The organism is Bacillus sp. B.PNR1, assembly GCF_030386235.1.
GTDB classification, from domain to species: Bacteria; Bacillota; Bacilli; order Bacillales; family Bacillaceae; genus Bacillus; species Bacillus stercoris.
The window spans coordinates 100,047-123,261 of sequence record NZ_JANYMN010000002.1; the positions used below are offsets into that span (position 1 = coordinate 100,047).

General features: G+C 44.1%; 22 protein-coding genes and 2 pseudogenes. 11 read left to right on the forward strand and 13 right to left on the reverse strand.

Annotation, left to right across the window (positions count from 1 at the left end):
- Nucleotides 1–2 precede the first annotated feature (2 nt).
- Nucleotides 3–1,016: a hypothetical protein gene (locus NZD81_RS11860; RefSeq protein WP_286314310.1), complete on the forward strand. Its 1,014-nt coding sequence runs from the start codon at nucleotides 3–5 to the stop codon at nucleotides 1,014–1,016.
- A 63-nt stretch (nucleotides 1,017–1,079) separates the two neighbouring features.
- Nucleotides 1,080–1,211: pseudogene (locus NZD81_RS11865) on the forward strand (hypothetical protein); the annotation flags it as partial.
- 53 nt (nucleotides 1,212–1,264) lie between these two features.
- Here NZD81_RS11865 and ahpF read toward each other — a convergent pair.
- The 6 genes from ahpF to gntR all read right to left on the reverse strand — a co-directional run bounded on the left by ahpF (nucleotide 1,265) and on the right by gntR (nucleotide 8,914).
- The gene (ahpF, locus tag NZD81_RS11870; RefSeq protein WP_134976182.1) at nucleotides 1,265–2,794 is read right to left on the reverse strand and encodes an alkyl hydroperoxide reductase subunit F; all 1,530 of its coding nucleotides are present in this window, start codon (nucleotides 2,792–2,794) and stop codon (nucleotides 1,265–1,267) included.
- Between the two features lie 13 nt (nucleotides 2,795–2,807).
- The gene (ahpC, locus tag NZD81_RS11875; protein WP_014666061.1) at nucleotides 2,808–3,371 is read right to left on the reverse strand and encodes an alkyl hydroperoxide reductase subunit C; all 564 of its coding nucleotides are present in this window, start codon (nucleotides 3,369–3,371) and stop codon (nucleotides 2,808–2,810) included.
- 473 nt (nucleotides 3,372–3,844) lie between these two features.
- Nucleotides 3,845–5,251 carry a decarboxylating NADP(+)-dependent phosphogluconate dehydrogenase gene (gnd, locus tag NZD81_RS11880; RefSeq protein ID WP_040081209.1) on the reverse strand — a complete coding sequence of 469 codons (1,407 nt, stop codon included), beginning with the start codon at nucleotides 5,249–5,251 and terminating at the stop codon, nucleotides 3,845–3,847.
- 22 nt (nucleotides 5,252–5,273) lie between these two features.
- Complete coding sequence (gene gntP, locus NZD81_RS11885; RefSeq protein ID WP_014666059.1) at nucleotides 5,274–6,620, reverse strand: gluconate permease GntP; 1,347 nt, start codon at nucleotides 6,618–6,620, stop codon at nucleotides 5,274–5,276.
- 28 nt (nucleotides 6,621–6,648) lie between these two features.
- Nucleotides 6,649–8,190, reverse strand: coding sequence for a gluconokinase (gene gntK / locus NZD81_RS11890; protein ID WP_040081211.1), 1,542 nt, complete (start codon nucleotides 8,188–8,190; stop codon nucleotides 6,649–6,651).
- Nucleotides 8,183–8,914 carry a gluconate operon transcriptional repressor GntR gene (gene gntR / locus NZD81_RS11895; protein WP_014666057.1) on the reverse strand — a complete coding sequence of 244 codons (732 nt, stop codon included), beginning with the start codon at nucleotides 8,912–8,914 and terminating at the stop codon, nucleotides 8,183–8,185. The genes gntK and gntR overlap by 8 nt, the downstream gene beginning before the upstream one ends.
- Before the next feature lie 194 nt (nucleotides 8,915–9,108).
- Here gntR and NZD81_RS11900 point away from each other — a divergent pair, with 194 nt between their 5' ends.
- Both NZD81_RS11900 and NZD81_RS11905 read left to right on the forward strand, forming a co-directional pair.
- Entirely contained in the window at nucleotides 9,109–10,257 is a 1,149-nt protein-coding gene (locus tag NZD81_RS11900; protein ID WP_289861005.1) for a glycerate kinase, read from the forward strand.
- Nucleotides 10,258–10,349: 92 nt separating this feature from the next.
- Complete coding sequence (locus NZD81_RS11905; RefSeq protein WP_279473466.1) at nucleotides 10,350–11,381, forward strand: polysaccharide pyruvyl transferase family protein; 1,032 nt, start codon at nucleotides 10,350–10,352, stop codon at nucleotides 11,379–11,381.
- Between the two features lie 39 nt (nucleotides 11,382–11,420).
- On the opposite strand, the gene NZD81_RS11910 is transcribed toward NZD81_RS11905, so the two are convergent.
- From NZD81_RS11910 to NZD81_RS11920, 3 genes are all read right to left on the reverse strand, one after another.
- Nucleotides 11,421–12,998 carry a Na+/H+ antiporter gene (locus NZD81_RS11910; protein ID WP_289860582.1) on the reverse strand — a complete coding sequence of 526 codons (1,578 nt, stop codon included), beginning with the start codon at nucleotides 12,996–12,998 and terminating at the stop codon, nucleotides 11,421–11,423.
- 142 nt (nucleotides 12,999–13,140) lie between these two features.
- Entirely contained in the window at nucleotides 13,141–13,551 is a 411-nt protein-coding gene (locus NZD81_RS11915; RefSeq protein ID WP_148343393.1) for a hypothetical protein, read from the reverse strand.
- Nucleotides 13,552–13,565: 14 nt separating this feature from the next.
- Nucleotides 13,566–15,026, reverse strand: coding sequence for a lipase (locus tag NZD81_RS11920; protein WP_289860585.1), 1,461 nt, complete (start codon nucleotides 15,024–15,026; stop codon nucleotides 13,566–13,568).
- Between the two features lie 60 nt (nucleotides 15,027–15,086).
- Between NZD81_RS11920 and NZD81_RS11925 the strand changes: the two genes are divergently transcribed.
- The gene (locus NZD81_RS11925; RefSeq protein WP_014666050.1) at nucleotides 15,087–15,605 is read left to right on the forward strand and encodes a DUF1433 domain-containing protein; all 519 of its coding nucleotides are present in this window, start codon (nucleotides 15,087–15,089) and stop codon (nucleotides 15,603–15,605) included.
- Nucleotides 15,606–15,701: 96 nt separating this feature from the next.
- On the opposite strand, the gene NZD81_RS11930 is transcribed toward NZD81_RS11925, so the two are convergent.
- Nucleotides 15,702–16,394, reverse strand: coding sequence for an LrgB family protein (locus tag NZD81_RS11930; RefSeq protein WP_040081217.1), 693 nt, complete (start codon nucleotides 16,392–16,394; stop codon nucleotides 15,702–15,704).
- The gene (locus NZD81_RS11935) at nucleotides 16,367–16,768 is read right to left on the reverse strand and encodes a CidA/LrgA family holin-like protein (RefSeq protein ID WP_282373859.1); all 402 of its coding nucleotides are present in this window, start codon (nucleotides 16,766–16,768) and stop codon (nucleotides 16,367–16,369) included. The genes NZD81_RS11930 and NZD81_RS11935 overlap by 28 nt, the downstream gene beginning before the upstream one ends.
- Before the next feature lie 227 nt (nucleotides 16,769–16,995).
- On the opposite strand from NZD81_RS11935, the gene NZD81_RS11940 reads away from it, so the two are divergent.
- On the forward strand, nucleotides 16,996–17,427 hold the full coding sequence (locus tag NZD81_RS11940; RefSeq protein WP_014666047.1) for a MarR family winged helix-turn-helix transcriptional regulator: 432 nt from the start codon (nucleotides 16,996–16,998) through the stop codon (nucleotides 17,425–17,427).
- Nucleotides 17,428–17,482: 55 nt separating this feature from the next.
- Here NZD81_RS11940 and NZD81_RS11945 read toward each other — a convergent pair whose 3' ends face one another.
- Complete coding sequence (locus NZD81_RS11945) at nucleotides 17,483–18,553, reverse strand: SDR family oxidoreductase (RefSeq protein WP_282373858.1); 1,071 nt, start codon at nucleotides 18,551–18,553, stop codon at nucleotides 17,483–17,485.
- 129 nt (nucleotides 18,554–18,682) lie between these two features.
- Here NZD81_RS11945 and yxaF point away from each other — a divergent pair, with 129 nt between their 5' ends.
- The 3 genes and pseudogenes from yxaF to NZD81_RS11960 form a co-directional block, all read left to right on the forward strand.
- Nucleotides 18,683–19,258 (forward strand): transcriptional regulator YxaF, encoded by a 576-nt coding sequence (gene yxaF / locus NZD81_RS11950; protein ID WP_227099102.1) that lies wholly within the window; start codon nucleotides 18,683–18,685, stop codon nucleotides 19,256–19,258.
- 91 nt (nucleotides 19,259–19,349) lie between these two features.
- Nucleotides 19,350–20,363, forward strand: coding sequence for a quercetin 2,3-dioxygenase (qdoI, locus tag NZD81_RS11955; protein WP_282373857.1), 1,014 nt, complete (start codon nucleotides 19,350–19,352; stop codon nucleotides 20,361–20,363).
- 146 nt (nucleotides 20,364–20,509) lie between these two features.
- A pseudogene (locus tag NZD81_RS11960) lies at nucleotides 20,510–20,659 on the forward strand (DUF418 domain-containing protein); the annotation flags it as partial.
- A 28-nt stretch (nucleotides 20,660–20,687) separates the two neighbouring features.
- Here the strand turns inward: NZD81_RS11960 and NZD81_RS11965 are convergent.
- On the reverse strand, nucleotides 20,688–21,143 hold the full coding sequence (locus NZD81_RS11965) for an RDD family protein (protein ID WP_040081225.1): 456 nt from the start codon (nucleotides 21,141–21,143) through the stop codon (nucleotides 20,688–20,690).
- Between the two features lie 253 nt (nucleotides 21,144–21,396).
- On the opposite strand from NZD81_RS11965, the gene NZD81_RS11970 reads away from it, so the two are divergent.
- Both NZD81_RS11970 and NZD81_RS11975 read left to right on the forward strand, forming a co-directional pair.
- Nucleotides 21,397–21,822: a DUF5391 family protein gene (locus tag NZD81_RS11970; protein WP_069150660.1), complete on the forward strand. Its 426-nt coding sequence runs from the start codon at nucleotides 21,397–21,399 to the stop codon at nucleotides 21,820–21,822.
- A gap of 100 nt (nucleotides 21,823–21,922) precedes the next feature.
- On the forward strand, nucleotides 21,923–23,155 hold the full coding sequence (locus tag NZD81_RS11975; protein WP_069838340.1) for an outer membrane protein assembly factor BamB family protein: 1,233 nt from the start codon (nucleotides 21,923–21,925) through the stop codon (nucleotides 23,153–23,155).
- Nucleotides 23,156–23,215: the final 60 nt, after the last annotated feature.

Here is a 23,215-nt window from a genome sequence, read left to right on the forward strand (position 1 = left end):
GGATGTTTAGAAAACCAAGAGTCCTAATAACGGCGGTTGTCTTAGCTATAAGCAGTTTGGCTGCAACAACTGTATACGCTCAATCCGGTTACTTTAACACGTATACAACTTATACACCTTTATCAAAATCAGGGTATTTTACTGCGATGCAGGGAATGTGTGTGGATCGCAACAATAATGCTATTTATGCAGCAAAACTAAACAGTGCAACTCAAAAAACTCAATTATTCTCTATTAAAATGAGCAGTACATCGAGTAATAGAACTGTTACACTACTTAAAAATTCAGACACAAATAGTACTAATTATGATTTAGGTCACGCTAATGATTTAGCTGTAAAAGCATCTGCAGGTGATAAAAATGTAAGCATTTATGTTGCTCCAATGTCAGATGGAACTAAATATATCAATAAAATAATAAAACTCAGTGTAGATACAACAAAGAAAACATACAAAGTTGCTAAAACTTATGTTCTGAATTATAAGGGTTCTAATTTATCTATAAGTGGAATTACATACTCAGTAGGAGCAGATAAATTTATCGTTAGATCAGGAAAAAGATTTTTTGTTGGTACGTTTAATGATAAAACTGGACGATTTGATTATGAGGCTACTTTTAAACTCAATTATACGAAAGCTATAGTTAATAATAAGATAGAAGATGTTTCTAAATACATCCAGCAAGGGATTTCCTTCTATCAAGGAACCTTATATGTGCCGCTTTCAAAACCAGATGCAAATGGAAATGCCTCTAATGTTAGCATTATACTAACTTATCCTTTGGATATAAATGGTTTAATTAAAGAACAAAAGGCAACTCCAACAGCTGACTTTTCGAAAGAATTGTTCACCCGTAACAACTTATCTTTTCGGATTACCAGCAGTGCCTATACACTTTTCGAGATAGAATCTGTTGATTTTGATGATGGCACGTTATACTTTAATACGAACCGCGGAAACAAAGGAACACAAGAAGATATGATCGCAACATTTAATAATTATAATTATTATAAGTAAAATCACGTTTGAAATTCTAATATATTAGGGTGGGGCGGGTGTCTAAAAGGCTAAGCTCTTTACATTCAAAAATTGGGCTATACGCCTTGGGCATTATTGATATCGTCTTCTACACAACAGGCGAGATGAAGCGATATAAAAAAGATTCTTGAGTGGTACAAAAACGTCATTCAAACGAATGGTGAGGAACTATAGAATAAGAAAAATCCGCTATCCTGCCAATCTGGCAATTTAGCGGATTTTTCTTATTAGTTACGGATTAGGTAATCAAACGCGCCGAGGGCGGCAGTTGCACCTGAACCCATAGAAATAATAATCTGATTGTACGCACTGTCTGTGCAGTCGCCGGCAGCAAATAAGCCTGGTACGCTTGTTGCGCCGTGTTTGTCGACAATGATTTCGCCCAGGCGGTTGCGTTCAACCGTTCCTTCTAACCATTCTGTGTTTGGCACGAGACCGATTTGGACGAATACACCTTGAAGTTCAACGTGTTTTTCTTCGCCTGTTTCGCGGTCTACGTATGTGATGCCGTTAACACTCTGATCGCCTGTGATTTCTTTTGTTTGTGCATTTTTCACGACAGTAACGTTAGGCAGGCTGTAGAGACGTTTTTGCAGGACTTCGTCTGCTTTCAGTTCCGGTGCGAACTCTAGCACAGTAACGTGATTGACAATACCTGCAAGGTCAATCGCTGCTTCAATACCAGAGTTTCCGCCGCCGATTACCGCAACGTCTTTGCCTTCAAACAATGGCCCATCACAGTGCGGGCAGTATGCGACACCTTTGTTTTTGAACTCTTGTTCACCTGGTACGTTGACATTGCGCCAGCGTGCACCTGTTGAAAGGATCACTGTTTTACTTTTCAGGACAGCGCCGTTTTCGAGTTCAAGTTCGAACAGATCTTTCTTCTCAAGGCGTTTCGCACGCTGAAGGTTCATGACATCAATATCATATTCCTTCACATGCTCTTCAAGGCTTGCCGCAAGCTTCGGTCCTTCCGTCGCTTTGACGCTGATGAAGTTTTCGATGCTCATGGTGTCGAGAACCTGTCCGCCGAAGCGCTCAGCGACAACACCAGTGCGGATGCCTTTACGTGCAGTGTAGATCGCTGCACTTGCACCAGCAGGTCCGCCTCCGACAACAAGAACGTCAAACGGCTCTTTGTCAGCAAACTCAGATGCATCTGCGCCGCTGCCCATTTTTGCAAGAATCTCTTCAAGCGTCATACGGCCGCTTCCGAACGATTCGCCATTCAGGTAAACGGTCGGCACTGCCATAATGTTTTTGCTTTCAACTTCTGCTTTGTATGCTGCACCGTCAATCATCGTGTGCGTAATGTTCGGGTTCAGCACGCTCATCATGTTTAAAGCTTGTACAACATCAGGACAGTTATGGCATGTCAGGCTGATATAAGATTCAAAGTGGTATTCACCGCTGATCTTCTTCACCTGATCAATGACTTTTTGGTCTACCTTAGGCGGTCTGCCGCTCACTTGGAGCAACGCCAACACTAATGATGTAAATTCGTGGCCCAGAGGGATACCGGCGAAAGTCACGCCAGTGTCTTCTCCGACACGATTGACACTGAAGCTTGGCGTTCTGTTTAATTCAGCTTTTTCAACTGAAATTTTAGATGACATGGAAGCCAGCTCATCAACGAGAGCCAGCATGTCCTTAGAAGTGTCATCTTCGCCTGCGCTAACTTTGAGAACAATGTCATTCTCAATTAGCTGCATATATTGATTTAATTGTGCTTTGATATTTGCATCAAGTACCAATTGAATGCACTCCTTAGATTTTACCTACTAGATCAAGGCTAGGTGTAAGAGTTTCGCCGCCTTCTTCCCATTTAGCCGGGCAAACTTCACCTGGGTTTTGACGAACGTATTGAGCTGCTTTTACTTTGCTGATCAGGTTGCTTGCGTCACGGCCGATACCGCCCGCATTGATTTCTACAGTTTGGATAACGCCATCTGGATCGATGATGAATGTTCCGCGGTCAGCAAGACCAGATTCTTCGTCAAGAACATCGAAGTTGCGAGAGATCGTTTGAGATGGGTCACCGATCATTGCGTAAGTGATTTTGCCGATTTTTTCAGAGCTGTCATGCCAGCCTTTGTGTACGAAGTGAGTATCTGTAGAGATAGAGTATACTTCAACACCTAATTCTTGAAGTGCAGCGTATTGGTTTTGAAGATCTTCAAGCTCAGTTGGGCATACGAAAGAGAAATCTGCTGGGTAGAAGCAGAACACGCTCCATTGGCCTTTCAAAGATTCGTTTGTTACATCGATGAATTCACCGTTTTTGAATGCTTTTGCTTCGAATGGAAGTACTTCTTTACCGATTAAAGACATAATGTATATTCCTCCTAAAAATGTATTAGAAAGCATATTCGCTTTCAATAATAATTCTAATTATATATGAATTATTAATTAATATATATTTTTTGTCAAGCCATAACCTACTTTTTTTCATCTTGTTAAAGGTGTGACAGGTAGGATTTAGGCATTTCTTTTATAACAGATGAGAGGCTGATTCTCAATTAGACAAGGTTTTCAGGGACTTTTATAAATGAGAATGCCAAGACGTTGTAAGCATTTGAACATTTTATGACACCATAGGCAAGGAGCAAAGGACAAAGACCAAAAGCAGAATAGAACAAAACAGCAAGCTGCTGTCACATGATGGTCTTGGGGATTGTTTCTAGCTATTATTGTATCACTGTTTATGATATTTAAAACATAACTTATGTCTTCTGTTGTTTGTGAAGAAAACATAGATAAAAAAAACACGGTTCAGTTGAAACTGACCGTGTTTTTGATACAGGTTATTCAGACCAATTTGTATGGAAAACGCCGTCCATATCAGTCCGTTCATACGTATGAGCGCCAAAGTAATCGCGCTGCGCCTGCAAGAGGTTCGCATTGGAACGCCCTGCGCGGTAGCCGTCGTAATAAGAGAGCGCTGTTGTTAAGCATGGGAATGAGCTTCCGGTGCTGATGCCCTCACAAACGACTTTTCGCATGCCTGTTTGATAAGCCTGGAGCTTATCTGAGAAATAAGGCGCAATCATCAGGTTTGACAGGTTTGGCTGCTCGCTGAATGCTTCACTGATCACGTTTAGGAAATCTGCGCGGATGATGCAGCCGCCGCGGAAAATCAACGCGATGTCTTTGAGCGGCAGGTTCCAGCCGTAAAGCTCAGATGACATTTTGTATTGGGCAAAGCCTTGTGCGTAGGCGCATACTTTCCCCATGTAAAGAGCCTGTCTGACGTATTCAATCCACGTGTCTTTATCAAAATGTTTTTCTTCCGTTTCCGGGCCTGCTAATACATCTTGAGCCGCTACGCGTTCTTCTTTTAAGGATGACAGGTAGCGGGCGAACAAGGACTCTGTGATGATCGTGGACGGGATGCCGTTATCAATTGCCTGCATGCTCGTCCATTTTCCGGTTCCTTTTTGGCCGGTTTTATCAAGAATGACATCGATCAGAGGCTGCCCTGTTTTTTCGTCTTTTTTGCGTAAAATCTCAGCTGTAATCTCTATTAAATAGCTTTTCAGCTCACCTTGATTCCATGTTTCAAAAATAGATGCAATTTCATCAAGCGGCAGACGCAGCGTTTCTCTCAAAAACGTATACGCTTCTGCAATCAGCTGCATGTCGGCATACTCAATGCCGTTGTGCACCATTTTTGTAAAGTGCCCTGCTCCTTTTGGTCCGATATAGACACAGCAAGGGTCGTTTCCGACTTGAGCTGCGATTTTTGTCAGGATAGGAGCGGCTTTCTCATAGACGTCGCGATCTCCGCCCGGCATGATGGAAGGCCCTGTTAATGCGCCGACTTCACCGCCGGAAATGCCGACTCCCAGGTAGCCGATCCCTTTTTCCTTCAGCTCGTCATATCTTCTTTCTGTGTCTTCATAGTGGGAGTTTCCTCCATCCATGATGACGTCGCCTTCTTCAAGCAAAGGCATTAATGATTGGATGACGGAATCTACGGGTTTACCCGCTGTGACCATCAAAAAGATTTTTCTTGGTTTCTCTAACGATTGAACAAAGTCCTCTAGCTCGTAATACGGGCTGAGAGATTGTCCATCCAGCTTTTGGACAAGCTGGTCCGTTAAATCTCTGGTGTAATTATAGACAGCGACGTTTTCACCTTTATTTGCCATGTTTAAGGCGATGTTGCTTCCCATTACGCCTAAGCCTATGACACCAATCGTATTCAACATGTGTTACAGCTCCTTCTTAATTTCATACAACTAAACTTAACAATAAAATGAATCCCAGTCCAGCAACGGAAATAATGGTTTCCAGCAATGTCCATGTGGCAAATGTTTCTTTCATGCTTAATCCGAAGTATTCCTTGAACATCCAGAAGCCGGCGTCATTGACGTGTGAAGCGATGACACTTCCGGCGCCTGTTGCAAGCACGACTAATGCCAGGTTAACATCAGAATGCCCCAATAACGGTATGACCAAACCCGTTGTGCTTAGAGCGGCAACAGTGGCTGAACCTAGAGAAATGCGCAGGATCGCTGCGATAAGCCATGCCAGAATGATTGGCGATAATGCCGTTCCTTTGAATAAGTCTGCTACGTAATCGCCAACACCGCCGTTGATCAGCACTTGTTTGAAGGCGCCGCCTCCTCCGATGATTAAAAGCATCATGCCGATTTGTGAAATGGCAGTTGAACAAGAGTCCATCACAGTTTTGACTGGAATGTTGCGTTTGATCCCCATTGTATAGACTGCAACCAATAACGAAATAATCATAGCAGTCGACGCGTTTCCAATCAATCTGATAAAAGCTAAAACGCCATTATCTGCAAACCCGATTGTTTCTTGAAGCAGGTCGATAATGGTCGCGACCGACATGATGATAATCGGGAGCATTGCAGTAAAGACACTGATTCCAAAGCCGGGTGTTTCTTCAAGGTTAAACGTTTTTTGTGTGCCGAGTGATGCAATATTGCCGTTTTTCTCAAATGATGCAGGAACGATTTTTTTCGCGAACTTTGTAAATAACGGTCCTGCGATGAGCACTGTCGGAACAGCAACGATAAAGCCGTACAGCAGCACCTCTCCAATGTTTGCGCCATACTCACCAGCGATCGCCGTTGGTCCCGGGTGCGGCGGCAGAAAACCGTGCGTGACGGATAGTGCCGCGACCATCGGGATTCCAAGAAATAAAATAGAAATCTTCAATTCTCTTGAAATCGCAAAGACAATCGGAATTAATAGAACGAGTCCTACTTCAAAAAATAACGCAATCCCAATAATGAATGAGGCAATGACAACAGCCCATTGAATATTTTTTTCACCGAATTTGTTAACGAGCGTCATCGCAATGCGCTGTGCGCCTCCTGAATCCGCGATCAGCTTGCCCAGCATCGCACCGAGCCCGAAGATGAGCGCGATGTGGCCAAGAGTCCCCCCTATTCCTTGTTCGATGGAGCTGACAACTTTATCGAACGGCATCCCGAGTGCCAGTGCCACGCCGAACGATACGACCAGCAGGGAAATAAATGTGTTTAGTTTTAAGCCCATAATCAAAAATAGTAATGCTAAGATCCCAAGTGCAACGATGATTAACGGCATGGTAATGCCCTCCCCTTCATGTCATGTACTATTTGTGTGTGATTAAGCCCCTCTGATAATTTGCAATTTGCGTATATTGATTTTCTAAGGATCTTGATAGATTGATGAAAATCGGCATTAATGTTCTGTACTCTTTGGCTGAGTCTTCGATCGGCGTATGTCTGTATGTGCTGCCGATCATGTCGGACACGGCGTCAAAAGAATCGATTTTTCCTGTCGCATACAGGCCTAAAATGCAGGCGCCGAGACATGAGCTTTCGTAGCTTTCCGGAACGACAACCTCTGATTCGAAGATATCCGACATCATTTGGCGCCAAACCTCCGACCTTGCAAATCCCCCTGTTGCTTGGATGCGGGTTACCGGGCCATCCATGCATTCTGTTAATGCCAGGAACACCGTGTACAGGTTGTAAATGACGCCCTCTAATGCCGCGCGTATCATATGCTCTTTCTTATGCGACATGGTCAGGCCGAAAAAGGAGCCGCGTACATCTGGATTCCACAACGGAGCACGTTCTCCGGCGAGATATGGGTGGAACAGCAGACCGTCAGAACCGGGTCTGACGCGTTGGGCAATTTTCGTCAGCACGTCATATGGATCAATGCCCAGCCGTGTCGCTGTTTCGATTTCGGAAGAGGCAAACTCGTCTCTGATCCAGCGAAGGACGATGCCCCCATTGTTCACAGGTCCCCCGATCACCCAATGCTTGTCCGTCAAGGCGTAGCAGAAAATTCTCCCTTTTTCATCGGTTTGCGGCTTGTCAATAATTGTCCGGATGGCGCCGCTTGTTCCAATGGTGACGGCGATTTCGCCTTTTTTAATGGCGTTGACGCCGAGGTTGGAGAGCACGCCGTCGCTGGCCCCGATGACAAAAGGCGTTTCCGGATCGATTCCCATCTGGATCGCTATTTCCGGGCTGCAATGCTGAAAGATCTCGGTTGTCGGCACGAGTTTGGATAAGTGATCCGGCGTGATGCCTGCAATGCGCAGTGCCTCTTCGTCCCAATCCAAGCTTTTCAGGTTCATCATGCCTGTCGCTGATGCCAAGGAGTAATCGATGACATACTCATTGAACAGCTGTCTAAAAATGTACTCTTTGATGCCGATATATTTTTTTGCCTTGGAAGCGATTTCTTTCCGCTCATTCGTGATCCAGGCAATTTTACTTAACGGCGACATCGGATGAATCGGTGTTCCCGTCCGTTTGTACACCTCATGTCCGTTCAATTCATCCTTGATCTTATGAGCCCAGCTTTCGCTTCGGTTGTCGGCCCATGTGATGCATGGCGTCAGCGGCTTGTCATTTTCGTCGATTGCAATGACGCTGTGCATGGCGCTGCTGAACGAAATGAAAGAGATCTGTTTTTCGGGATGCTGTTTTGTAATTCTCGCTGTTGTTTGGATGACGGCCTGAAAAATCTCTTCCGGATTTTGTTCAGCTGTTGAGATGTCCGGTGTATAGAGCGGGTAGCCGATGCTTTCTTTCTGTACCACATTTCCGTTTTCACTGAACAGCACAGCTTTTGTGCTTGTTGTGCCGATATCGATTCCTAACATATAACTAGTCATTGTTGTATTCAGCTCCTTTTGCCAGCATTTGTTGTGAGAGCCACAGGTCTTCTACCTTTTCTTGCACATCATCAAAGTTTTGGTGAAGTGACTGAATCATCAGCGCCCTATCCTTTGTTTTGATGGCTTGAATATAAAGCTCATGGTTATCTAAAATCCTTGTGAAGTCATCATATTTTTCCTTTAACCGTACCCGCATGGATAAAAGAATAAAGCTTTCCATGACAGGTTTTAGATTGTTCCAGATCATTTGAATGTATGAATGATCGATGGCTCTGATTATCGTTTCATGGAACAGCACATCTTGAAATGAAAATTCGTCAGCGTCTTCATATTTGATTGAAACTTTCATCATTTCAAGAATTTTGCTGAGATCCTTAACTAAAGGCTCAATGTCTATTTTGACGAGCCGTTCAAAGACAAATGTTTCTAATAGTAAACGCACATCATAAATTTCCGCGATTTCCTTCTCAGTTAAACCAATTACGACCGCTCCCATTCGTTCTAAGCGGATGATTTTTTCGGATGCGAGTATTTTTAGCGCTTCGCGAACCGGCGAACGGCTTACTGAAAACTCGGCGGCGATCGTATTTTCTGATAAAATGGTACCGCTTTCAATCAGACCTGAAACGATCCGCATTCTCAGCTCGTATGCGACACGAACCCCGGTTGACGCTTTTGAGAGCCACTTTGCGGGATACAACAGGTCTTTGGAGTCTAGCATACACTCACCTTCCTCACTCAAGGAGTATACTTGTATACAAGTATGATAACGTGAATGTTTCTTTTATGCAAACACTTTCATTTCTAATTTTTAATTAAATTTTTACCATATTATATAGTATTTATTTCCAGCGGTAGTGTGGTACATTGGAGATCAATAGGTTAATGAATCATGTTTTGAAAGAGGCGATTTGGATGAAAATCATCATTGCACCTGATTCTTTTAAGGAAAGTTTATCAGCTCTGGAGGCCGCCGACGCGATAGAAAGAGGTTTCAAATCGGTCTTTCCGGGTGCTGATTACAGAAAAATGCCGATGGCGGACGGCGGCGAGGGAACCGTCCAGTCGCTCGTTGATGCCACAAATGGAAGGGTCATAGAGCAGGTTGTGACAGGACCGCTGGAGAAACCGGTAAAAGCGTTTTTTGGCATGATGGGTGATGGGAGAACAGCTGTGATTGAAATGGCTGCTGCTTCAGGGCTGCATCTGGTGCCCGTTGATAAACGAAATCCGCTCGTCACCACAACAAAAGGAACGGGAGAATTAATCGGAGCGGCTCTTGCTGCGGGAGCGGAGCGTTTGATCATCGGAATCGGGGGGAGCGCCACGAACGATGGAGGAGCCGGAATGATCCAGGCATTGGGCGGAAGGCTTCTTGATGACTCAGGATGCGAGATCGGCCCAGGGGGCGGCGCGCTATCACAGCTTGCATCAATAGATATCAGCGGGCTTGATCCCAGGTTGCAGAATGTCAAACTGGAAGTCGCGTGTGACGTGGATAATCCGTTGACAGGGCCAAAAGGAGCTACGGCTGTTTTCGGGCCGCAAAAAGGCGCGACGTCCGACATGGTGGATGTACTAGACCAGAACGTAAGCCATTTCGCTGATATAGCAGAAAAAGCGCTCGGAGCAACCTTGCGAGAAAGAGAGGGAGCAGGTGCAGCGGGCGGTCTTGGGTGGAGCCTGCTGACTTTTCTTCAGGCTGACTTGAAAAGAGGCATTGATATTGTTCTTGAAGCGGTTGATTTTGAAAATATCGTTCAAGATGCAGATCTTGTAATTACCGGTGAGGGCCGGATTGACAGCCAAACGGTTCACGGAAAAACGCCGATCGGGGTGGCCAAGGCGGCTAAATCATACGATGTGCCCGTCATCGGCATTGCGGGATCAATATCATCGGACAGTGATGCCGTCTACCAGCACGGCATCGATGCGCTTTTCAGCATCGTTCCCGGAGCCGTGCCTCTAGAAGACGCGTTTGAACATGCCGCGGAATATATGGAAAGAACGGCGCGGGACATCGCGGCGTCTATCAAATTGGCGAAAACGATGTTTTTGATATAGCCGGTGCACATGCCAATGCATAGCCATCCTTCTTTTGGGGTAGAGACAGTTAACACATAATGAGGAATTCATCCCAGAAGGAGGACGCAGATATGACTGTACAAGAAATCAAAGGCAAAAAACTAGTTAAAGGCATTGCGCCAAATGTGGAGCCGGAAGCTCTGTTAAATGATAAACGAAAAGTATTTTTGTTTGGTTCCCCTAGTTACACAAACATTGGCGACCAAGCGATTGCGTATGCGGAAGAGAAATTTATCAAAAATCATTTTCCGTATTATGAATACATTGAAATTATGGATTATGCGACGGATGAGGGCATTGAATTGGTGAAGGAGATCATTCGTGAAGACGATATTGTCTGCTTTACAGGCGGAGGAAACTTAGGAAACCTTTATCTCGATATTGAGGAAGACAGAAGAAAGGTCTTCTCGGCGTTTAAAGACTACAAATCGATTTCTTTGCCACAATCCGTTTATTTTGAGGATACAGAGGAAGGGCAGAAGGAAAAGAAAAAAACACAGGATGCGTACCATCAAAATACAAACTTAACGATTGCTGCGCGCGAGACGCAAACGCTCGATGTGGTGAAAGAGACCTTCAACTCCAATGTGATCTTTACACCGGACATGGTGCTTTCCTTGGATATTGTGCCGCGAGAGCTCGAGCGGGACGGCGTTCTCTTTATTTTAAGAGCGGATAAGGAGAAAGTGACTGACGAAGATTTTATTTCACAGATGAAGAAATGGGCAGAAAAAACAACTTACACGGAGCGTACCGATACGGTGCTGGATACGGTCGACACCATCGATTACGCCGATCGTGAAAAGCATTTTATGGAGATGCTGGACCGCATCGGCTCCAGTAAATTGGTGATTACCGACCGCCTTCACGCGATGATTTTCTCAATTATCACGAAAACACCGTGCCTTGTCTTTGGAAATAGCTATGGTAAAGCCAAACATTCATACCGAGATTGGCTTGAAGGCTTAAACTTCATTGAGTATACGGATCAGAATGATGTTGAGGAGCTGGAGCGCATGATTGACCGCCTGCTTCAAGCAGAGCCGAATGACGTTGATTTGTCTAAGGATTTTCAGCCGCTGATTGATTTTTTTAGATCATAAAGGAAAAAGCAGACTGCTGACAGTCTGCTTTTTTGTGTATTAATGATCGTCTTCCAAACGAACGATTTCATCAATGATCCGGGCTTGCTCTTGCTCAGCCACTTCGTTTGAGATGATATCTTCTTTTGATAGGTTTTCAATCGCTTGGTATTGAGCGTATAACGAATGTTTCTTCAAAATGGTTTGTTGTTTGTTTTTGAGTTCTGGGTACGTTTCGAATAACTGATTTGTTTGTTGATGCAGCTGGCTGACCTCTTCTTTGTATTGGTCTGTCAGTTCGCTGGAGACAGCTTCGTGTATAAGCAAATGATGTTTGGATTGCTGGACTTCTTTGATGGCGGTTTCTAAGCGATGTCCTTTGGCTAGCAGTTCCTCATATTCCTGATTGCCTTCATCCTTTTGATTCACGCCTAACCGTTCAAGAAGCGGTTTGATGCTGAGGCCCTGGACAACGAGGGAGAATAAAACAACACTGAAGGCGAACACAAGAATGTCTTCACGCCCCGGAAAGTCTCTCGGCAGGCTCAGCACCAGTGCGATGGATAGAGAACCCTTCAGCCCGCCCCAATTAATCGTATGCTGCCATGAAGCCGGAAAGTTTTTGATAAAGGCCAGACTAATATAGACGGCGGCACTTCGGGCGATAAGCACAATCACAATCGCCGTAACGGCCAAACCCCATTTATCAGTGAGGTCAATTCTCGTAATCTCAAGTCCGACCATTAGAAAGACAAGGGAGTTCGCAAGCAAGGCGGCGACGTCCCAGAAGTTATTGATATTCAGCTTTGTCGTCGGGCTCATGCCGATGTTGGCGCCATAATTACCGAAAATAAGAGCGGCGACAACAACGGCGATTACCCCGGAGGCACCTGCCATTTCCGCCAATAGAAATGAACTGTAAAACAGAATGATACTGAAAATAATTTCTAAAGGGTAATCATCAAAATACTTGGTGAGCTGGGAAAAGACATATCCAAGTATGCCTCCGATGATCAGGCCGAGAGAAATCACTTTGACAAACTCCCACAGGCCTAAACCGGCGCCTTGGATGCCGAGATCCAGATATGTCATCAAGTAAAAAGCGGAAATGTTGAACAGCACAACCGCCAGCCCGTCATTGAACAGGCTTTCTCCTTCAACGACGATCGAAAGCTTTTTCGGCGCGCCGACACTTTTGAATATGGATAGCACACTCACGGGGTCAGTCGCGCTCATCAGCGCCGCAAAAACAAACGCCGCAGGAAAGGCCAGATGCATAAGCCACATGGAAGAAAAGCCGACGATCAGAAACGAGATGAGTGTACCGCCGAAAGCCAGTGCCAGAACGGGCCGTTTGTTTTCTCTCAAATGGGAAAAAGGAAGTTTCAGCGCCGCTTCTCCTAATAAAGCCGGCAAGAATAGTGTTATGATGACAAAGTTAAATACTTCTCCTTCAGTAATAAAATCTTTAAGCGGTTCTAAGAGCGGAATATGTACAAGTCCAATGATCGTTCCGACAATCACCAGTGCGATGGGATAAGGCTGCCTGCACTTCTTGGCAATCGCAGTGATTCCGGCTGCGATCATAACCAGCAAAAAACCCAGTTCGAAAATATGATGCAAGTCTAAGTGGTCCATTTGAACCTCCTTTATGTTAATCGTGCAACGAAAGAATTACCCTCATTTTGTGAATGATAAACATATCTTATGTAAGACAGCTCTATGTCAGTCTGGAGAAAGCAAAAAAGCAGGCAATTTGCCGGCTTTTGGTTTCTTTATTCTATAAGCCAATGGAATTTACTGCACTCGACACATGAGCACGAACTTTATCAAATGATAATTGACCCTTCATTTTATCAGTGACACTGTCAATCGCTTTTCCTGACATATGATGGTCGAGCATTTCCTGCTTTGTCTTAACAGTCTGCTCGGCATCTGTGATGCTATCAAGGATTGAAGACAAGTGTTTGCGGTCTTCCTGGAGAGCATAGCTTAGTTGTTTCTTGATTGAATTCATCAGCGCCAACTTTTGTTCTTGTTTTTTCTTCTCTTTGTACACCGCCAATTGTTCCGGTGTCATTTCAGATGTATCTAGATGGGCATTTGAAAAAAGCGAGGTGCTTGAATGCTGGCTCGTTACTCTTTGCATAAAACGGTCTGCATCTGTTGGTTTTTTATTCATAAAATTCATGTCTCTTTCTCTCCTTACGAAATCCCCATCCGGCTGGCCGCTGCCAGATCCGCATCATGGTAAGCGTGTCCCATATGGCCAAGGTCATCTGACACCATATGAAGCAAGTGCTGTAAATGAAGTGCTGCATCTACAGCCTGATCATACTTTTCTTTTGAGTAAAAAAGGTGATGCGGTTTGTTCATTTTAAGCTTATTGATCAAATCATCGACATCAGAAATTGATAATTCATCATATGTGCCAAAACCAACCATTCGTGTATGCATGTTCCTGACATCCTCAATAGAATCCTTTACGATGTCATCAATTCTTTCAATTTGGCGTATAATCTTAGACCATTCTGATTCAGCGATATGTTTTAACTGTGTGCTTGTATTCATTAATACATGTGACTTAATGAGAATTGAAACACCTGTATTGCCTTTTACATTCGTTGATTTCATTTGCTTAAGCATCGCTACCGCAAACTCTGGATTGTTTTTTAACACATCATCTACAGTTTGGACAGAGCCGTCTGAATTGAAGTTATAGCGGTCCAGACCGTGACTCCCCATTAATGCTTCAACAAATAATGTGACATCAAGAGATTGATTGCCGTAATGTTTAAGAGCAAGCCCAAGCATTTTCACTTCATTAGGGAGACCATTATTTTGTACACCATTCGGCAAAGCCTCGTCATACATTACTTTCACTTGACCCACTTCAGCGGCATCACGATTCAGCAATGATAAACCATCATTTAAATTAATATATTCTGTTAAGCGGCTGCGGAAATCCCCTTTTAACGCCCGGGCTTTGACACCCTCAGGCAGGTTTTCATATATGTTTGGGTTCTCGAAAGTAACGCCACGTTTGATAAAGTCATTCATCACGACTGCATAGCTTGCGTTAGAACCGCCTAATGAGTGACCGGTGACTTGAATGTCAGCATTTTTAAAGTCTTTATGTATTTTATTTGCATATTGATCCGCCTGAATGGCTTGGTTCTCTGTCCCGTCATCAAATGGTTTTTTGCCCACCAAATAACTAGTGTCCATGTGAAGCCAATCCTGCAAAATCTCATTTGAATATTCACGAAGCCCTTTTGCTGAGTCATAAAAGGAACCATCTTCATCTTCAGGAATGTTGATTCCTTTTTTCTCTACTTCTTTAATAAGCTGTTCCCGCTCATCACGATATTGTTTTATTGTATCTTGAAATTGGCCGGGGCTGATGGGTTCTGATCCGCGGTATGCGATGATGGCGTTTTGGATTTTTTCTTTGTTTTTTCCATGATTGGAAATTTTGTATTCTTTTTCGGATACTAAAGTAAGGGCATCAAGCCCTTTTTTCGTTTTTTTATAATCAACTACATATAACTTTTGTCCATTACTTATCTCAATATTAGTACCAATATGATAGTTTCTAAGATTATATGCAGCACTTGATGCTTTATTATAATCTTCGTCTGTAAGTGAATTCTTTTTTCTAGACATTTCTTCACTCTCCAAAAACTTGTATATATTGTATAATAAATTAAAAAAGGATGAAATACCATGTCGTTTGTAAAAAAAATACTTATAATAAGTTCTATCGTATTGGTTATTGTATTGGGTATTTCTTATGGGATAGTAAAAAAAATGAATATATCAGATCAGACAACAGAAGAGACTGGAGGTAAACAGGAAGTGAAAAAAGATGAAAAAAGCGATAAAGAAAAAGCAGAAGAATATGCAGAAAAGATGAAACCACAAATTAAAGAACATCTTAAAAAAGAAGATATACACAATTTTATTAAAACAATTACTTTCGAGGATAAAATTGAAATAAACCCAATGGGAAGAATAATAGTAAATGGATATATAAATGACAAGCCAGATAAGTTTTACTTCTCAGCAGATTTAATTTATGATTCCAATAAAGTGGACGGAATGAGTTACCCTGAGGATGTAGGTAATCGTTTTACAGATTGGAGCGAATACACCAAGAAAGAAAAAGAAGAATATATCAAAACCGCATACCCCGATAAAAAAGAGCGTGAACAGTATTTAAGAGATATCGGAGAACTAAAATAAACAGGAAAAATGCCAGCTTACTTTTATGATGCTATCTCTAATAACAATGTAAAATAGATGAAGAAAGACTGCCCTCCGCCGGGGCAGTCTTTCTTGTTAAATATGAAACAGCCAGACGACGATTGGGCCGAAGAATGAGCCGAGCACCGCACAAAGCGTCATGGAGACGGAACTCATGGATACGGCCAGTTCCCCATATTCCAATGCTTTGGAGGTGCCTAGCGCATGGGAGGCGCTTCCTAGTGCAATGCCTTGTCCAAGGGAACTGCGTATGCGAAGCCATTTTAGGAAAAGCGGCCCGAGGATGACGCCTGAAAAACCCGCTATCATGACAAATACGACTGTCATGGAAGGGACGCCTCCTAGACCGGCGGCGATTTGAATAGCGACAGGGGTTGTGATCGACTTTGGCAGTATGGATAATAAAAGATCATGATCAATCCCGAATGCTTCTGCGAAGACCAGTCCGCTGATCATTCCCATGCATAATCCGACCAGGACGCCGCCTAGAATGGGAATACAATGTTTGACAATGATATGCCATTGTTTATAAAGCGGATAAGCCAGTGCCACAACAGCCGGCCCAAGCAAAGAATTGATCCATTTCCCCCCGATCATATAGCCTTCATACGAAACATGGAACATGATCAAAACCGCTACAATCAATATGGTCGTTGTCAGAACAGGGATCAGAAATGGAAGCGGGAATCGCTTATAAAGTTTGGCCATGGCTACATAAGCGGCCACTGTTAAAAGAATTATCATGATTGCGATACATGCTTGCTGCATTTCTCTTTCTCCTCACGTTTTTTTGCGTTTTTCTCTAATAGCTGGCTGGCGAATCCAGCCGCAATGATGGTGACGATGGTACTGAGTACGACTGTAATCAGCAGCATCAGACCATTGAATGAAATAAGTGACGGATAGTTCATCACTCCTGTCATGGCCGGGATGAACAATAATGGAAGAAAGGACAATAAAAAACCTGCTCCGTCTTCAATGATGGAGACGGGGACAATACGGAGGCCCAGACAGATCAGCAGCAATACCAATCCGACGATGCTTCCTGACACAGGTAAATGAAACATGTGCTGAAGGGCTTCCCCGATCATAAAAAATACATATAATATCAACACTTGCAAGATAACTCGTATGACTTTCACATCAAGTGCTGCTCTCCAATGAGAGCAGCTTCCTCCTTTCTGGTGACTTGCTTCTAGGATGGTTCTGAGGAATCGCTTTACTTTCTATTTATATGATTGTACTATACAAGTATAATAATTGATTTGGTCATATAACGACTTGTATTCATTCAGTTAATATACATTTGTATTATACAAGTATATATGATGTTGTCAATGACGGAGATTGGAATGGGGAGCGAGAGCGATTGCGAAAACAAAATCCAGTTGAATTAATTGAATATGAGCTGACGACTTTTATCAGGAGAGCCGTTTATCTGGATCAATCAGAGAAAAGAACAGGGAAGTTAGAGAGATCGTCGTACTTATTGCTGAGACAATTGGATGAGTTTGGCCCTGCTCGTGTAAAGGAATTGGCAGAATCGTTCAAGCTTGATATTTCTACTCTTTCGAGACAAGCAGCTGCATTAGAGGCAAAGGAGCTTATCCATCGCTTTTCAGATCCATCTGATGGGAGAGTCAGCCTGTTTACCATTACAAAACTCGGTAAACAAATTTTAAAAGCCGATCAGCAAAAGCGCCTTGAACGTTATGAACAGATGCTGCAAGAATGGTCAACACAGGAAAAAGAGATATTCGGCGAGCTGCTGCAGCGTATGAACAAGGCTTTTATTGATTAACAGCTAAAAACCCATGGTTCGATGGAACAGCATGGGTTTTTCTTATGGGCAGAGATTATTTGCATCGTTTGGCGGCAGCCCAAGCCACTAGTCCGGCAACAACAGCCGCTGATACAATCGGGCGCTTCGCAGCCTTCGTGTAATAGCTCCTTGACCGCATCCATCCTTTATTTGTGCCCCTGTCATGCATGCCGTAGCCCGCTTCATAAAGCGCGCTTTCTTCTCGCGGGTTGGACGGTCTTTCGGCATGCTGGCTGTGATACATGATTTTTTCCATCAGTCTGTCGGTCAGACGAGGGAAAAGCGCGCCCAGCATGGCGATGGCTTTTGCCTGTGACCCGATATACATGTCGCGCTTAGGGTGTTCGGCGGCAAACAGGATGGCTTCGGCGACTGCTTCCGGCGGATAGATCATGGAGCGGTAATGAGCCGGCTGTTTGTCAAGGTAGCTGTGTGCGTGCTCGTTATAAGGTGTGTCGATTCTGCCCAGATGTATGAGCGTTACCGAGACGGGCGCCTGATCCTTTTCGAGTTCCATTCGGATGCTTTCCGTCCAGCCGTGAAGCGCGAATTTGGCTGACGCATATGTGGATTGAATGACCGTTCCCCTGTCTCCGAACAGGCTTCCTACATTAATAAGTGCGCCCGGCACGCCTCTGCCGGTGTAGTGTTTGACAGCAGCTCTTGTTCCGTAAACGGGCCCCCAGAAATTTGTGTCAAACAGCCGCTTCATGTCTTCGACGGTGACATCCATGGCATGTCCGAAAGTCGAGACGGCCGCATTGTTAACCCATGTGTCAAAGCGGCCAAATGTGCTGATTGCGGTTTCGGCGATGCGGTTGACGTCCTCTTCTTTTCCGACATCCGCCTTCACCCATATGGCGTCGTGTCCTTTATCCTTAAGTTCATCAGTGAGCTCCTTCAACGCATCTTCATTTCGCGCTGCTGCCACGACCTTTGCGCCTTTTTCAGCTGCCATTCTCGCCGTGACAAGTCCGATACCGCTTGAAGCGCCGGTAATGACAATCACTTGATCCTTGAGTTTTTTCAGTTTGATCTTCGTTTTCAAGCCGGGGTTCTGTTGTTCAATCTGTTCTGTATTCGTGACTGAATAATCGTTTGCCATTGAGATCCCTCCTAGAGGCTGTTTTTTAACATTTACCCCATCCGGGAGGGTCTTACCCCTTTTGACAATCACAGGGTTCTTTTTTATATTATATAAGTCGCTCTACCATACCTAGGAGGGAATGTTTTAATGACTAGCAGAGGAGATTCACGTGAAAAAATCCTTCACACGGCGTCACGTCTGTTCCAGCTGCAAGGATATCACGCGACAGGTTTGAACCAGATTGTGAAAGAAAGCGGTGCTCCTAAGGGATCGCTTTATCATTTTTTTCCGAATGGCAAAGAAGAATTAGCAATTGAAGCGGTTACATATACAGGGAAATTGATTGAACATCTGATACAGCAAAGCATGGAGGAGTCCTCTGATCCAATAGAAGCGATTCAGCTTTTTATCAAAAAAACAGCCAGCCAATTCGACAACACAGAAAGCATTACAGGTATTCCAGTCGGTTTGCTGGCGAGTGAGACAGCGTTAATCAGTGAACCGCTGCGGACGGTTTGCATGAAGGTGTTTCAAAGCTGGGAAGCGGTTTTTGCCAGAAAATTAATGGAAAACGGATTTGCAGAAGAAGAGGCAAATCAGCTTGGAATGCTGATTAATTCGATGATTGAGGGCGGTATCATGCTTTCGTTAACGAATAAAGACAAAACGCCCCTTCTTCTCATTGCCGAACAAATACCAGTGCTGGTGAGAAAAAAAGGGTAGCATTTTGTTATCCTTTCTCCTACAATTATATAGAACGGTCTAGTCAGAAAGTTATATTATATAGACTGGTCTAAATTGGAGGAAACGATTTATGAAAACATTATGGAAACATTCATTGCCTAAAGAAAAAATGCCGTATTTGCTCCGGAGCGGGGAAGGTGAGCGCTATCTGTTCGGCAGACAGGTTGCCACGGTGATGGCGAATGGAAGGAGCACGGGCGACCTGTTTGAGATCGTGCTGCTTTCCGGGGGAAAAGGAGATGCCTTTCCGCTTCATGTCCACAAGAATACGCATGAAGGAATTCTCGTTTTGGACGGGAAGCTTGAGCTGACGCTTGATGGAGAACACTATTTACTGATATCAGGTGATTATGCCAACATTCCGGCGGGGATACCGCACAGCTACCGGATGCAGAGCCACAGAACAAGACTGGTGTCTTACACGATGAAAGGAAACGCAGCCCACATGTATTCCGTGATTGGGAATCCGTATGATCACGCTGAACATCCGCCGTTCGCAAGCGAAGAAGTGCCAAACGAGCGATTTGCAGAAGCTGCCGCTGTAGCGGACATTGTATTTTTAGATGAAGAAAAGCCTGCATGTTCGGCAACATTAGCGGAACTTACAGAGCTTCCGGATGGAGCTGTTCCATACGTTCTTGAATCTGGAGAAGGAGATCGATTATTGACGGGAGATCAGCTTCACCGTATTGTGGCTGCCCAAAAAAATACAGACGGCCAGTTTATCGTCGTAGTATCGGACGGCCCTAAAGGCGACCGAATCGTTGATCACTACCATGAACATCATACAGAAACATTTTATTGCCTTGAAGGTCAGATGACGATGTGGGCAGATGGCCAGAAAATTCAGCTGAACCCGGGAGATTTCCTGCATGTCCCTGCAAATACCGTTCACTCCTATCGACTGGATTCTCATTATACAAAGATGGTGGGTGTCTTGGTTCCAGGATTATTTGAACCGTTTTTCCGGACGTTAGGCGACCCTTATGAAGGCCACATTTTCCCAAGTGAGCCTCAGGCTTTGCGCTTTGATCGCGTTTTGCAGAATATTGAAGCGTTGGATTTAAAGGTAATAAAACCATAAAGATGACAGGATTGTAAGGTTTTCATGACTGCCTGACACCTAAATCGATGGTTCCGTGCTCCTTTTTTTCATACTCTAAAGGTACAGAAAAAAGGAGCGTGATGGCTATGTCTTCATTACAGCCGACTTTGGCAAATGAGCGGATCGGTGTGCTCATTACGATTGCTGTTTGTGCCGCTCAAATGGTCTTCAGCCATCTTTGGCTTCTCGTCTTTCGAATGAGTCCGTTTGAGTGGCTGTGGAGAAGCGCTATGTATCTGTCGTGGCAGCCTATTGTAAAGAAAACAAAAGTCTAGACGCTTATTGGCGCTAGACTTTTTTGTATTATTTATACACGACACGTGTTTTGCAAATGATGTCATGCAGGCCTTTTTTCTCACCAAAGGCGATCATGATAAACCCAATATAAAAGATGATTCCAGATAAGATATAGGCAAAATAACGGCCAATTGCCTGTCCGATAGAAACCCGTTCACCTTGTTCATTGACCACTTTCAGGCCAAGAATTTTTTTGCCGAGTGTGCCTTGCATTTTAGATGCTGTGAGCAGTCCGTAATATAACACACTGATGACGATCATGATCAGCATAGTAGGCAAAAATGCAATCGTCATGTATGTCACCATATACTCCTCTTGGGTCATGTAAGGGTTTGCTGCCACAGCCCCAGCTACAAACACAGAATTGATAATAAATAGAATAATATAACTAGGAACAGATACAATAATGCCATCAATAAAATAAGCTAAAAAACGAATCCAAAATCCTGCTGGTTTTTCCATGTATTTTTCTCTCTCCTCTGAATTAATCTGGAATAGTATACTTTGAAAAACATGTACATGCAATATGATATGGTGATAAAATCCTGATATTACAGAAAAATGAGTCTTTTATCCTTTATTTTTTACTATATAAATATACTAGAAAGAAGCCAGCGTTTGCTTGTGTATTCTGGAATTTATTAATAAATAATGAATTTTCTACTCAGCTCCCTTATAATGAAAAGGTTAATATTTCTATCTGAGGAGGAGTTTGATGTCTAGAAAAAACAGCGTGGCGATCATGACAGCCATTTCTGCGTTTCTTTTTTGCGCTGTGATCGTAGCGGCTTCACTTTCGCCGCTGGCCGGAACGGGAGCGGCGTCCAATCAGTTTAATTCAGTTGGCATGTGGTCATCTGTCGGGATGATCCTTGTCTTGTATTTCATTCCTTTTCTCATTTATATGCTCGGAGTAGATGCGATGAGATATGTCATGGCGGTGCTTTGCGGCTTTGGGCTGCTGATCCATTTGTCTTCGGCCGGTTTTAGCTTGATGTTTAGTTTCTTTAGTGACCACCTGCTTTCTGAGGTGATTTTTGTGGTCGGGGTTAGTCTCGCTGCGGCTGCTGTCAACGTTATTTGGTTTGTGGCTGCATTTCGTTCGGGTGCTGAAAAAACGTCTGCGCATACTCTTACATAGTTTTCTAGTTTGTGATGGTTTTGTGAAGTAGAATGATAAAATGGATGAATATGTTATGATGGTCACATATTAGAAAATACATATAATGGGGGTCTCAATGATGGTTAAGTCATTTCGAATGAAAGCTCTGATAGCGGGAGCTGCGGTGGCGGCTGCTGTTTCGGCCGGCGCTGTTTCTGATGTGCCCGCTGCCAAAGTGCTTCAGCCGGCAGCTGCTTATGCGGCGGAAACGGTGTTTTCTCAAAATAATGAAGCATCCGGCTTTTTGACAGGAAGATATGATGTACAAGCGATGGCGCCTGCCATGTTTAACTGGTCACGCGAAAGCCGGTTCGCCGGAAATACAGACGGGACGCTGAAATGGCAAAACGACATCAGAACGACTCCGCAGAATGGGGCGGGGGCTGTGATTGACGGAGACGGCACAGTATATCTTCATTCCAGAGACGGGGAAATGAAAGCCTTTAATCCGGACGGCTCAGTCAAATGGGTGACAGGCAATTTGGGAAAAACGTTCACACAATCCCCTGTACTCGGAACCAACGGCGTTATCTATCTGGCATCTTATGATAAAAAGATTTATTTTATCGACAAGGAAACGGGTGAGATTTTAACAACGGTTCCGTTAAGCGGCGGGCCAAGCTCTGAAACGGTGATCGGTTCAGACGGCACGTTGTACTTCTCAACACTTGATAATTATGTTCACGCGATCAAACCGACGTCCAAATCAACTTGGACAGAGCGCTGGAAGTTGAAAACAAATGGTGTCGTCAGCTCTGTGCCGGTGCTTGCCAAAAACGGCACCGTGTATGTCGGTACATACAATAACGTGTTTTATGCGATCAATTCTGGAACCGGACAGGTGAAATGGTCCAGAACGACGTCAAATGCGTTTAAAGGATATCCGGTGATTGATAAGGATGGCACCGTTTATGCGGGCAACCAAGACGGACAGCTGTATGCGTATACGTCAACAGGCAGCTTAAAATGGACATTCCCGCTCAACGGGTTCTCAAGTTCATCGCCTGCGATCGACCATAACGGCAACATCTATATCGGCTCAGGAAGCGGCGAGCTGTTTTCCATCAGCAAAAACGGGGATATGAACTGGTCATTCTACACAGACGGCCCTGTCAGAACGGCGCCGCTGATTGACGCGAAGGGAACGGTTTATTTCGGGTCAGATGATATGAAGGTTTATGCGGCGGACGCAAACGGCAATGAATTATGGAGCTATCAAACCGACAGCAACGTCGTGTCATCTCCGCAGCTTGCTGAGGACGGAACACTTTATATTGGAAGTTATACGAAGCTGATGGCTTTTGGGAAATAACTGAATAGAATAGCAGAAGACCTTCTTTTAATAAGAAGGTCTTCTTACTGTGATACAAAA